We start from the raw sequence: 12010 nt of genomic DNA, 5'->3' as shown, positions 1-12010 counted from the left end.
GGTGGGAGCACACGAGCTGGCGGTGCGCTGGGCCGGCATGCTGGACGGCGCGGTCGCGCCGGTGCTCACCCGGGCGCAGGTCGAGGACCTGCTCGACCCTTTCGCCGCCGAACTGATCGAGGTCGTGCGGGGCACCGGCGATCCGAAGGCGGCCCAGCGCGCGGCCGCCGCCCTGGTGGCGGCGAACTACCGGGACCCGCTCGCGGTGCAGCGCTCGGTACTGGTGCTGTGCGCGGATCTGGTCGATCACGCGTGCGCGAATCCGCGCTGCCCGGACATCGATTCGGTGCGCGCGCGGGCCATCGAGGCCGCGGCGGGCTTCGCCGCCGAGTTCAGCGCGGGCCTGCGCGCCGCCGCGCTGGCCGAACAGGAGGCCACCATCACCGCGGCCTTCACCGCCGCCCGGGAGGCCGAGGCGCGCAGGCAGCTGTCCGAGGCGCGCTTCCAGGCCATCTTCGCGGGCGCGTCGGTGGGTATCGGCACCATCGACATCGACACCGGCCGCGTGCTGGACGTCAACAACGCGATGGCCGAAACCCTGGGCGTGCCCGCAGAATCCATGCCCGGGCGCTCGGTCGCGGACATCCTCGGCCCGGCCAACATCGGCGCGGCCTTCGAACGCTTCCAGCGGCTGCTGGCCGGCGAGGTCGACAGCTTCCGGATGGAGACCACACACAACCGCGCGGACGGCGCGGTGTGCGTGGTGGACCTGTCGATGTCCGTGGTGCGCGACAGCGCGGGCGCGCCGCGCTTCCTGGTCGGGGTCACCGTCGATGTCACCGAGCGCAAGCAGCTCGCCGATCAGCTCTGGTACGACGCGCACCACGACTCGCTGACCGGGCTGCCCAATCGGCTGCTGTTCTTCGACCGGCTCACCGCCGCCGACGGGCAGGTCGGGGTCTGCTACCTGGATCTGGACGGATTCAAGGAGATCAACGACCGGCGCGGGCACACCGCCGGGGATCGCGTGCTGTGCGACGTGGCCGAGCGGCTGCGCGGCGCGCTGCCCGCCAACGCGGTCGCGGCACGCCTGGGCGGAGACGAGTTCATCGTGCTGGTCGAAGAGTGCACGGGCCGAGCAGAATTGGCGGAGGTGTCCGCGAGCATCCTGGCGGCGCTGCGGGATCCGTTCGATGTGGCGGGGCTGTCGGTGACGGTGGGCGCGAGCATCGGCACCGCCCTGGTCGACACCCACTCCACCGCCATCGACGAACTCATGCACGCCGTGGACACCGCCATGTACCGGGACAAGGCGACCCGGCAGGGGCGGTAGCGGGCTAGATCACGTACGGCACGAGGGCCTTGCGCTCGGCCGGGTAGTCCGCGAACTTCTCCCGGTACCAGGTGTGGGTGGCGAACGCGCGCGGGACGAGATTGCCGAAGGTGATCAGGAAGATGATCACGCCCGGCAGCGCCCAGGTGAGAATGGCGAAGCCCGCCCACGCCACCAGCTCGCCGAGGTAGGTGGGGCTGGTGACGAACTTGAAGCCCAGACCGTAGGGCACCTTGTACTCGGTCGCGCCGGGGTTGTTCTTGTCGCGCAGGTTGCGCACGATGCGCTCGGAGCTCACCAGGAGCGCGAATCCACCGAGATAGATGATCAATCCGATGATGAAGCGCGGGTCGGTCAGCCACTCGCTGCCGTACTGCCCCAGGTAGTCGTGGCTGAACAGCGCGCCGTTGAGGTAGCCGTGCAGCGAGGTGACCAGCATGCCCATGCCGAGCACCGAGACGTTGAAACTGCTGGTCTTGCCGGGCACCTGGCGAATCGAGAGGGGGAAGAACCACCCGCGATTGCCGTAGTGCAGAATCCAGATGGCCGCCAGCGCCAGGGAAGTCGGCTCGAAACGGTTCGGACCGCTGAGGTACGCCACCGCGAAGACCACGGTGGCTGGAATCTCCATCAACCACCACCCCAGCTTCGGGTTCAGGTTCAAACCGAGGCTGTCGGTGGCGAAGCGGCCGTACGGGCTCTGCGCGAACAGTCCGCCCACCAGCACGAACACGGTGAAAGCGATCGCGATGGTGAGGACGGTGTCATAAACGGTGTTGCCGGTGTACCAATTCATTCGTGGTCCTTCGTCGTAAAACTAGAACACGTTCTATCATGGCGGCCGCTGTTCCGATACCCGTAGCCGGCGGATGGCCCGGGGCCGCCCGGTAGGTTGGCGGGGACCCGCAGGGAGGCGTAGATGGGTGCAGAGGGATGGGATGTACTTCTGAAATGGATGCCGTTCTTCCTGGAGGAGGAGGACGAGGAGACCGAGGGCGGCGGGCTGGAGTGGAATCCGCGCTTCATTCAGGTCCGTGACGAGAGCGGCGGACGCCACGTCCACTTCGCGCAGCAGGGGTCCGATATCGAGGTGGTCATCGCCGTGCCGGTGGACGCCGCCGACGCCGACCACCTGCTGACCACGCTGCGCGCGCAGCCGGAGGGCCTGTGGGATCCGTGCCCGCTGGCCCTGGAATCGGATGCGACAGCGCCGGATCCGCACCTGCGCGCGGCACAGCGCGTGCGGCGCGAACCGCGACTGGCCCGCGAGTGGAGCACGGGCTGGCGGCGCGGGGCGAGCCTGGATCAGCGCCGCAGGATCGCCGATTCGGTGGTCACGGTGCTGCGCGACGGCCTCGACATGGAGTCCGGCGGCCTGCGTTTCACCGCCTGGAGCCTGGACGCGCCCGACACCGTCGGCGACTACGGCCTGATCGCCGACCGGCCCAGCGAACGCGGCGCGCCCGTATTGTGCGCGGACTGGGACGATTTCGAGGCCAGGCTGGCCTGGGCGCTGACCACGCTGCCGTGGGACGGGGTGATCAACGTCAGTACCCCGCATCCGGGGCCGGATCCGTGCTTCGTGCAGTTCCTGCACGGTCGCCAGCTGTTCAACGAGGCCAGCGGCTGGGACGTGGCGGGACTGGGCGGGGACGAATTCGACCGGCGCATGCGGGATCTGGGCTGGAGCTTCGCCCCGCACAGCGTGCCCGGCGGCGCCGCCCTCATCTGGGAGGGTCCGGCAGCTCGCACCGGATACAACCCGAGCCTGCGGGGCGCTCCGTTGCGCACGGTCACCACCTTCCAGGAGGTGTTCTCGGTGCGGCATCCGCAGGACCTGGTGTTCCGCGCCTTCCGCAACGGACGCCGGCGGGACCCCGAACTCCGTTATCTGGACGTGGAATTGGGGGTGCCGCGCGACGTGCGCTGAGCCGGCCGGATTCTCACAGCCGTTGCAGGCGGATGGGTAGCCCGTCAGCGGGTTTGGGACCGGTTCCGGCCACCAGGGGTACCCGGTAGTCGTCGGGGACGCTCCAGCGGTAGTTCAGCAGCATCTGGTACAGCACCGCTTTGACCGTCATCCCGCCGAAGTACCGGCCGATGCACTTGTGCGCGCCGCCGCCGAAGGGCGGCCAGGCGAAGCGGTGGGATTTGTCCTCGGCCCGGGCGGGATCGAAGCGCTCGGGATCGAAGACGTCCGGATCCTTCCAGTACTCCTCGGACCGCATCATGACGTAGGGCCCGATCATGACCAGGGTTCCCCGCGGGATGAAATACCCCTGGATCTCGGTGTCGGCGATGGCTTCTCGCACCTGCTGCCCCACCGGCGCGTACATCCGCAGCGCCTCGCGGAAGGCCAGTTCCAGATCGGGCAGGCGGTCCAGGTCCGCGTACTCGAGGGCGGGCTTGCCCAGCGCGCGGGCTTCCGCGCGCAGGCGCTCCTGCCATTCGGGATTGCGGGCCAGCTCGTACACCAGCATGGCGATGGCGATGGTGCTGGTGTCGTGCGCGGCCATCATGGTGAAGATCATGTGGTCGACGATGTCCGCGTCGGTGAAGGATTCGCCGTCCTCGGTGACCGCGTGGCACAGCACGCTGAACAGGTCCTCGCCGTCCCCGGCGCGCTTGTTCGGCAGCTCGCGGCGGAAGTACTCCTCGAGCACGCGCCTGCCGCGCAGGCCGCGGTGCCAGACCCCGCCGGGCACATTGGTGCGGATGACGGCGGTCCCGCCGACCACCGCGTCCTCGAAGGCGCGGATGAGCCGGGTGCCCTCGGCGCCGAGCTCCGCCCCGGCGAAGACCACGGTCGCCTGTTCCAGCAGCAATTGCTTGACCCGGTCGTACAGCGGGAAATCCGGTGCCGGACGCCAGCTCTCGACCCCGCGGGTGATGCGCGGCGTGCTCAGGTCCAGATAGCCGATGAGGCGGGGCCGGGTGAAGGCCTGCTGCAGGATCCGCCGGTGATAGCGGTGGTCGTCGAAGTCGCGCAGCAGCAGCCCGCCCTTGAAGAACGGGCCGATGAGAAATTCCCAGCCGCGCTGGGCGGAGAAGGCGTGCTTGCGATCGAGCAGGAACTCCTCCACGCCGGCCGGACTGTGCAGCCCGACGATCGGGCGGCCGAACGCGCCCATCCAGTGCACCGGGCCGTAGCGGCGCATGGTCTTGCGGGCGTAGCCGAGCGGATCGGCGAGTTGGCTCAGGACATGACCCACGCCGGGCGGGCCGAAATCACCCATGATCGGTGCGAGTCCACTGCCCGGCGGCGGGTCCGCCAGGGCGCGGGTGCGGGCCGGGTACCGCTGCAATACCCCGGCGACATGACACTGAATTCTGTGATTCAGCACGGCTTTTCGAGGCGCCATGGCTGCACGTTATCGGAAACGATCGTTTCCGTAAACGGTCGTTTCCTGACTTGTGTGCGAAGCTTGCGGAGTGACGCGCGCTTTCCAGGGGACCTACCGCGGAACCAGCACCGACGAGCGCCGCGAACAACGCAGGCGGCGGCTCCTCGATGCCGCGCTGGAAATCGTCGGGACGCAAGGGCTTTCGGCGCTGACCGTGCGCGGGCTGTGCGAACAGGCCAAGGTCGGGCCGCGCTTCTTCTACGAATCCTTCCCGGACCTGGACACCCTGGCCGGCGCCCTGCTGTTCGAGGTGCAGCAGGAAGCCCTCGACAGGGCCATTGACACCATGCACGCCACCCCCGGCTCGCCCGAGGACAAGATTCGCGCCGGGGTGGCCACGCTCATCATCGCCGTCACCGATGACCCGCGCCGCGCCAATATCGCCTTCGCGCAGGCCCACGGCAGCGAGCGGCTGACCCGGCTGCGTTTCGAGGGCATGCGGCGGGTGGCGACCGCGATCATGGGACAGGCCCGGGTCATCCTCGACATCCCCGAGGGCGAGGACACCGCGCTGATCGCGCTCACCCAGCTCATCACGGGCGGGGCGGCGGAACTGATCCTGGTGTGGCTGGACGGCGGGTTGAAGGTCGAGCGGCCGGTGCTGATCCAGATCGTCGCGGACTACGTGGTGACGGTGGTCGATCAGCTGCCCGCCATGATGGACAAATTGCACTGAGGACCGGCGGCCACGATCTCCTCGACGACGATCTTGGCGGTCTCCGCGCAGGCGCTGGTGCCGCCGTGCGCGTATTCCTTCACCGCGTCGCCGACGTTCCAGAGATTGGGGATCGGGGTGGTGTGCGGCAGGTCGTAGCCCGGCACCGTGCGCTGGGGCGGCCAGTCGTCGCGGCTGACCGCGATGGACAGGATGCGGGCCGCGTCGAATCCGGGCAGGTGCCTGCGCAGGTCCCCCAGGACCAGCGCGGTCTCGGCGTCGGCGTCGAAATCCCCGATGGACGGTTTGGGCACGCCCGTCCCGACGTACAGGTGCCAGCCGTCGGGCGCCATCTCGGGGCAGGTGACGGTGAGGTCGGCGACGTAGCAGAGCCTGCGGGCGCCCGCGAAACTCAGCAGCCCGGGCGCGTCGACCAGGGCATCGCGGCTCGCGAAGTTCACCGTGATCATCGCCGCGGGCAGGTCGCCCTGCAGCACCGTGCCGATATAGCTGGCCGGAAAGCGTTCGGGGCCAACCAGATCGAGCGTCGCGGCGGGCCCGATATCGCTGATGGCCACCCCGCAGGTCACCTCCACGCTCTCCCCGCCGCGCACGATCGTCGCGCCGGTGACCCGGCCGTCGGTGACCGCGACGTGCCGCACCTCGCTGTCCAGCCAGACCTGCCCGCCGTTGCGCTCGACCACCTCGGCCAGCGCCTTCCAGAGCCCGAGGGTGCCCTCGGGGCAGAAACCGAAGGGCCGGAACACCGATTCGGTGGCGAAGTAGGTCAGGAAGACACGCGCGGGCAGTTCCTCGGCCCCGACCGCGAAGGCCGATCCGCACAGGGTGCGGAAAATCCCCTGCACCACTTCGTTTCTGGTGTGCCTGCGCACCCATTCCGCGGTGGACAGCTCCCGCCCGGGAAGCTCGCCGGCGGGCGGCGGGGGCGCCGTATCGCGCAGCAGGGCGGCACCCTGCCGGATGAGCTGGGCGAACAGCAGGGCCCAGCCGCCGGTGGTGACGTCCACGGTGCGCTCGCCGATGCGATACAGCAGGGACGGATCCGCCGGGCGCACTTCGAATTTCGCGCCAACCTCGGCGAAGGTTTCTTCGGTGACACCGCCCAGCTCGACCGCGATGGCGCCGGTATTGACCTTGAATCCATCTATGTCGTCGGTCGAGGCGCGGCCCCCGACCCGATCCAGGCGTTCGGCGACCAAGGTTCTGTAGCCCAGGTGCGAGAGCCGGGCGGCGGTGCACAGGCCGCCCGCTCCGGCTCCGACAACCAGTGCGTCCCAATCATTCCCGCTCATGGCGAGGCTCCTGACAACATGCCCGGCCCACGGGGTTCGCCCCGGGCCGGGCGGCGGCCGTATCGGTGCTGCGACTCCAATTCTCCCGCACCTCAGCGTTACTCGGCAGCGCTACGGTGTGTACCGGTTCCTTCGCGGGGTTCGCAGCCGCGAATCGCCCTCGACCGTCCGGTCCCACCGCTCGCCCGCGGTGCATCGGTCATGGCGAAGCGCTCTACCCGGACCGCCGATGGACCGTCACCGTCCGGGGGTGGCCGCCGATCGGGCGGGGTCCAGGACTCATAGTCCCGGATGTCCGGTGTGTGCCCCGCCACGCTCGTAATAGAACTGGGCAGTCGATACGTTGGGGGTGTGACGCCGCACCTGCATCAGCTCTATCCAGAACTCGCGCACACGCTGCCACACGTCTGTCTGGGGTCCGGGCCCACGCCCGTGCGGCAGTTGTCCGCGATCGATTCCTGCGGCGCGGATCTCTGGGTGAAGGACGACGGGGCGTTCGGCGACGGCGGGTGGGGCGGAAACAAGGTCCGCAAACTGGAATGGCTGCTCCCCGAGGCGCGCAGGCGCGGGCGCGAGACCATCGTGACGGTCGGCGCGCTGGGTACCAACTGGGGTCTGGCGACCGCGCTGTACGGCCGCGAGTACGGGCTGAAAACCGTTCTGGCACTGATCGATCAGCCGGTCGACGAGCACGTGCGAGCGCAGCTGGACCGGTTGCGCGCCTCCGGGGCCGAATTGCATTTCACCAGGAGCAAGGCGCGCACCATCGCCAGCGCGCCGTTTCTGCTCGCCCGCAATTTCTCCGGGTGGCGGCCACCGTACTTCCTGCCCGCCGGGGGTTCCTCCCCCGTCGGCGCGCTGGGCTACGTGGAAGCCGCGCTCGAACTCGCCGCCCAGGTCCGGGACGGGGAGCTGCCCGAGCCCACGCATATCGTGACCGCGGTCGGGTCGGGCGGCACGGTGGCCGGCCTCGCGCTCGGCCTGCGGCTGGCGGGCCTGCGCACACGGGTGGTCGGCGTGGTCGTCAACGACTCGCTGCCGCTGGACGCGACCACGCTGGGCAGATTGGCCGACCGGTCCGCCCGGCTGCTGCGCGAGCGGGGAGCGCGCCTGCCCGAGGACCTCTCCCCCACCGGCAACATGGAGATCGTCACCGACTGGCTCGGGCCCGGGTACGGCCGCGTCACCCCGGAAGCCGCTACGGCGCAAACGCTTTCGTCGAAGCTGGAACAGCTCACACTGGAGCCCGTGTACACGGCCAAGGCCATGGCGGCGGTGCTCGACATGAACGCGCACGGGCACTTCGGCCGGGGGCCGGTGGTGTACCTCAATACCAACGGGCCGCGCTGACCCGGGAAACTCAGGGGCGCAGTTCGAGCCTGCGCACCAGCGCCACCAGCGCGGCGCGCTGACTGTCGGGCCGATCCACGTCCGCCCCCAGAATCATGCGAACAACCTGCGGTGCGGCGAACCACCACGCGGCCAGCGCGGCCACGGCGTAGAGCAGATACCCCGCGGGCACATCGTCCGGCAGCGCACCCGCGCGCTGGGCCGCGGCCAGCGCTCGCACCTTCTCCGCGTAGTGCGCCGCGCGCGCGGACTCGGCCGGGAGTGCGCCGGCGTGCGACTGCAGGCCCTCCCAGTGCAGCAGGCGCAGGAACTGCGGGTGGGTGTGATGGAAGTCGAAGACGTGCCCGGCGTACTCGGCCAGGTCACCGGCCGCGTCCGGATGCAGCGGGCTGGCAGCGGCCAACTGCGCGAGTTGATCGGTGAGCACCGCCTCGAACAGGCCCTGTTTGTCGCCGAAGTACTGGTAGATGCGTTCTTTGTTGACACCCGCGCGGGTGGCGATCGCGGCGACCCGGGCGCCGTCGGGACCGCGTTCGGCGAACTCGTGCACCGCCGCTTCCAGCAGCAGCCTCTTGGTCCTGTCGGTGTCCCACGCCATGTCCCCATCCAACCATCTCCAACCGTGCGGTTGTAATTCGGCCCGCCGGTGTGGCAAACTCCAACCGCACGGTTGCAGTTTCAGTCGAGGAGGTGGCATCGTGCCCGAATTGCGTTCACGGACGGTCACGCACGGTCGGAACATGGCGGGGGCGCGCGCCCTCATGCGAGCCAGCGGGGTGCCGTCGGCCGACATCGGCCGCAAGCCGATCATCGCGGTCGCCAACAGCTTCACCGAGTTCGTGCCGGGTCATACGCACCTGCAGCCGGTGGGGCGGATCGTCGCCGCGGCCGTGCAGGCCGCCGGCGGCATCGCACGCGAGTTCAACACCATCGCCGTCGACGACGGAATCGCCATGGGGCACAGCGGAATGCTGTACTCGCTGCCCTCGCGCGATCTGATCGCCGACTCCATCGAGTACATGGTGAACGCGCACTGCGCGGACGCTCTGGTGTGTATCTCCAACTGCGACAAGATCACTCCCGGCATGCTCATGGCGGCCCTGCGCCTGAACATCCCCGTGGTCTTCGTCTCCGGCGGGCCGATGGAGGGCGGCACCGCGGTGCTGGTCGACGGCACCGTGCGCAGCCGGCTGGACCTGGTGGACACCATGGCCGCCGCGGTGTCCCCCGACGTCTCCGACGCCGACATGGCGCTCATCGAGGAGAACGCCTGTCCCACCTGCGGTTCCTGCGCGGGCATGTTCACCGCGAACTCCATGAACTGCCTGACCGAGGCGCTGGGCCTGGCCCTGCCCGGCAACGGGACGGTGCTGGCCACCCACACCGCCCGCCGCGCGCTGTACGAGGCGGCGGGGCACACCATCGTGGAGCTGACCAGGCGGTACTACGAGCAGGACGACGATCGGGTGCTGCCCCGGAACATCGCCTCGCACCGGGCTTTCGACAACGCGATGACGCTGGACCTGGCCATGGGCGGATCAACCAATACGGTGCTGCATCTGCTGGCAGCCGCGCGTGAGGCCGGGCTCGACTACACCCTCACCGACATCGAGAAGATGTCGCCGCAGGTGCCGTGCCTGTGCAAGGTCGCACCCAACGGGTCGTACCTGATGGAGGACGTCCACCGGGCGGGTGGCATCCCCGCCCTGCTCGGCGAGCTGGATCGCGGCGGGTTGCTGCACCGCGATGTCCATGCGGTGCACGCGGATTCGCTCTCGGCATGGCTGGCGGACTGGGATGTGCGCGGCGGCAGTCCCAGCGCCGAGGCGACCGAGATGTTCCACGCCGCACCCGGCGGAAAGCGCTCGGCCACGGCGTTCTCCCAGTCCGAACGCTGGCACGAACTCGACACCGACGCGGCCGGGGGCTGCATTCGTGATCGCGCCCACGCGTACTCGCGCGACGGCGGCCTGGCGGTGCTGCGCGGCAACCTCGCTCCCGACGGCGCGATCGTGAAATCCGCGGGCGTCGCGGACCACATGCACACGTTCACCGGTCCGGCACTGGTCGTGGAATCGCAGGAGGAGGCCGTCGAGGTCATCCTGACCGGGCGAGTGCGGCCCGGCGACGTCCTGGTCATCCGCTACGAGGGACCCCGTGGCGGGCCCGGTATGCAGGAAATGCTGTACCCCACCACGTATCTCAAGGCGCGCGGGCTCGCGCACACCTGCGCGCTGGTGACCGACGGCCGCTTCTCCGGCGGCTCCTCCGGGCTGTCGGTCGGCCATATCTCTCCCGAGGCCGCCGCGGGCGGTCCGTTGGCTCTGGTTCACGACGGCGACTCGATCACCGTCGACATCCCGACGCGTTCGCTGACGGTGCACGTGGATCCCGCCGAATTGGCCGACCGCCGTGCGGCATTGGAGTCGGGCACCGGTTACCGGCCGCGCAACCGCGAACGCCAGGTGTCACTGGCCCTGCGCACCTACGCGTTGCTCACGACCTCGGCGGACAAGGGAGCGGTTCGGGACGCTACAAAGCTGCCGGATTGACAGGGCGCAGCCGAACCGGGGAGCGATCCGCGCGCTGTTGGCGAGGCTGCGGGAACGGCACCGCATCGGGTAGTTCATGTTCGCAACGCCGCTGCTCGCGATCGAATCGTGCGGTGCCAGAGCGCAATCAGGCGACCGCGCACGATCGCAGCCAGCTGCCAGGCCCTGACCTGTTCCACCCGTCCGCCATCATGGGTCTCGATCCACGAACGAACCGTCGTTAGTCTCAGCGGATGTCGAGATCAACCAGGACGAGTCGGCGCCTGGCATTGCTGCTGGGCGCGGCCGGGGTGGGCATGGCGGCGACCGCGACCGTCGCCGCGGGGACGGCGCGCGCGGAGCCTGCCGCGGGTGGACGCCGCTACCCCGGCTATCAGGCCGAGGACTGGGCAAAACCCTTCGCGGAGTTCATGGCCGAGCGCACGGCCCCGGCCCAGTCCCCGGTGCTGACCGCCTACGACTCCGGACCTGTCGCATCGGAGCAGATCCCCGATTTCGCGGCCTGGACGGCGGATCTCGCTCCCACCGGATACTCGCTGACCGAAACCGGTTACGGCTACACCGCTTCCGGTGAAGTGTGGGTCGCGGTGCGCACCGAAATGCCCAGAGTGACGGCGGCGATGTGGGATTGGTGGTTCGGCTGGCATTCCACCGATTCGGCACGCTACAAGCTGTGGCATCCCGACGCGCACATGTATTCCGAATTGGCCACCGACACCCGAGCCCGCGCACTACCGGACCGGGACCGGTATATCGGCAACATCTCCTATGTGGACGAGTACATCGGCCCCAAGCTCCAGCAATTGGCCATCGCGTTCCACGATCCGGTGACGCGCGGATTCACCGTGCCCGACGATCACACGGTGATCTGCGCCCGCGTCGGCAGCGGCGTGCTACCCGTCGACCTGGGCTGGCTCGCCCACCAGGTCCGCCCGGTACCCGGCGGCGCCGAGATGCGCAGCCGCTTCTACCTGAAGGTGTACGGAACCCACGCTCCCGCACCGCTACCCGCCGCCAGGGCGGTCGAACGCGGTGCCGCCCTCGACCCCGCGGACCTGCTCCCGGACCTCGTCATGGCCCGTGACCTGATGTTGCACTGCGGCCAGGAGATGAATCATCTGGCCCGGTTCCTGCCCGAGCTGTACGCGAGGTTCCGCGACACGCCCTGATCGGGCGGGGGCGCGATGACCGCGGCCGGCGGGGCGGCGATCGGATGGATCGGCGCGGAACCGCGCTTGCGGGATCATTGCGACGACTCCGGAAATGGCTTTCGATTTCAGCCGAGTTTCATTCGATTCTGAATTGCGCGCTTGTCTGAATATCTATGTATCACAATCGAATTGGGGTATTGCGATTTGCTATCAAGGCGTAGAATGGGGGTATGAATTCGGGAGGGGAATCCACAGCCGCGCAGGGTGCACTCGCACTCGGTGCCGCGGCGGAAACCCTGCTCGAAGCGCCCC

General features: G+C 69.2%; 11 protein-coding genes. 6 read left to right on the top strand and 5 right to left on the bottom strand.

Annotated features, from left to right (window positions below; translation table 11 throughout):
• Position 1 precedes the first annotated feature (1 nt).
• Positions 2-1273, top strand: a complete 1272-nt coding sequence (locus ABZ319_RS25470) for a sensor domain-containing diguanylate cyclase (RefSeq protein ID WP_354988995.1) — start codon at positions 2-4, stop codon at positions 1271-1273.
• A 4-nt stretch (positions 1274-1277) separates the two neighbouring features.
• Here ABZ319_RS25470 and ABZ319_RS25465 read toward each other — a convergent pair whose 3' ends face one another.
• A complete protein-coding gene (locus tag ABZ319_RS25465) occupies positions 1278-2069 on the bottom strand; it encodes a 3-oxo-5-alpha-steroid 4-dehydrogenase (protein WP_354988994.1) in 792 nt (263 codons plus the stop codon).
• Positions 2070-2192: 123 nt separating this feature from the next.
• Here ABZ319_RS25465 and ABZ319_RS25460 point away from each other — a divergent pair, with 123 nt between their 5' ends.
• Positions 2193-3203: a hypothetical protein gene (locus tag ABZ319_RS25460; RefSeq protein WP_354988993.1), complete on the top strand. Its 1011-nt coding sequence runs from the start codon at positions 2193-2195 to the stop codon at positions 3201-3203.
• Positions 3204-3216: 13 nt separating this feature from the next.
• Here the strand turns inward: ABZ319_RS25460 and ABZ319_RS25455 are convergent, their stop codons facing one another.
• Positions 3217-4635, bottom strand: a complete 1419-nt coding sequence (locus ABZ319_RS25455; RefSeq protein WP_354988992.1) for a cytochrome P450 — start codon at positions 4633-4635, stop codon at positions 3217-3219.
• A 70-nt stretch (positions 4636-4705) separates the two neighbouring features.
• On the opposite strand from ABZ319_RS25455, the gene ABZ319_RS25450 reads away from it, so the two are divergent.
• Entirely contained in the window at positions 4706-5353 is a 648-nt protein-coding gene (locus ABZ319_RS25450; protein ID WP_354988991.1) for a TetR/AcrR family transcriptional regulator, read from the top strand.
• Here ABZ319_RS25450 and ABZ319_RS25445 read toward each other — a convergent pair.
• A complete protein-coding gene (locus ABZ319_RS25445) occupies positions 5320-6645 on the bottom strand; it encodes an NAD(P)/FAD-dependent oxidoreductase (RefSeq protein ID WP_354988990.1) in 1326 nt (441 codons plus the stop codon). The two genes, ABZ319_RS25450 and ABZ319_RS25445, sit on opposite strands and share 34 nt — an antisense overlap.
• Positions 6646-6996: 351 nt before the next feature.
• Between ABZ319_RS25445 and ABZ319_RS25440 the strand changes: the two genes are divergently transcribed.
• Positions 6997-7995, top strand: a complete 999-nt coding sequence (locus tag ABZ319_RS25440) for a pyridoxal-phosphate dependent enzyme (RefSeq protein WP_354988989.1) — start codon at positions 6997-6999, stop codon at positions 7993-7995.
• Between the two features lie 10 nt (positions 7996-8005).
• Here the strand turns inward: ABZ319_RS25440 and ABZ319_RS25435 are convergent, their stop codons facing one another.
• Positions 8006-8593: a TetR family transcriptional regulator gene (locus ABZ319_RS25435; protein WP_354988988.1), complete on the bottom strand. Its 588-nt coding sequence runs from the start codon at positions 8591-8593 to the stop codon at positions 8006-8008.
• Between the two features lie 100 nt (positions 8594-8693).
• Between ABZ319_RS25435 and ilvD the strand changes: the two genes are divergently transcribed.
• Both ilvD and ABZ319_RS25425 read left to right on the top strand, forming a co-directional pair.
• Positions 8694-10547 (top strand): dihydroxy-acid dehydratase, encoded by a 1854-nt coding sequence (gene ilvD, locus ABZ319_RS25430; protein WP_354988987.1) that lies wholly within the window; start codon positions 8694-8696, stop codon positions 10545-10547.
• A gap of 233 nt (positions 10548-10780) precedes the next feature.
• Complete coding sequence (locus ABZ319_RS25425) at positions 10781-11716, top strand: hypothetical protein (protein WP_354988986.1); 936 nt, start codon at positions 10781-10783, stop codon at positions 11714-11716.
• Positions 11717-11823: 107 nt separating this feature from the next.
• On the opposite strand, the gene ABZ319_RS25420 is transcribed toward ABZ319_RS25425, so the two are convergent.
• A partial coding sequence (locus ABZ319_RS25420; RefSeq protein ID WP_354988985.1) for a hypothetical protein occupies positions 11824-12010 on the bottom strand: 187 nt, incomplete at its 5' end.

Origin of the sequence: Nocardia sp. NPDC005978, assembly GCF_040614455.1 — a bacterium.
Classification (GTDB): domain Bacteria; phylum Actinomycetota; class Actinomycetes; order Mycobacteriales; family Mycobacteriaceae; genus Nocardia.
The sequence above is the reverse complement of the archived record's forward strand: the minus strand, read 5'-3'. Positions and strand labels throughout refer to the sequence as shown.

Excerpts from the sequence above, each read along its gene's own strand:
- ABZ319_RS25465 (WP_354988994.1), bottom strand. The coding sequence starts at position 2,069 with ATGAATTGGTACACCGGCAACACCGTTTATGACACCGTCCTCACCATC.
- ABZ319_RS25460 (WP_354988993.1), top strand. The coding sequence starts at position 2,193 with ATGGGTGCAGAGGGATGGGATGTACTTCTGAAATGGATGCCGTTCTTC.
- ABZ319_RS25455 (WP_354988992.1), bottom strand. The coding sequence starts at position 4,635 with ATGGCGCCTCGAAAAGCCGTGCTGAATCACAGAATTCAGTGTCATGTC.
- ABZ319_RS25445 (WP_354988990.1), bottom strand. The coding sequence starts at position 6,645 with ATGAGCGGGAATGATTGGGACGCACTGGTTGTCGGAGCCGGAGCGGGC.
- ABZ319_RS25435 (WP_354988988.1), bottom strand. The coding sequence starts at position 8,593 with ATGGCGTGGGACACCGACAGGACCAAGAGGCTGCTGCTGGAAGCGGCG.
- ABZ319_RS25425 (WP_354988986.1), top strand. The coding sequence starts at position 10,781 with ATGTCGAGATCAACCAGGACGAGTCGGCGCCTGGCATTGCTGCTGGGC.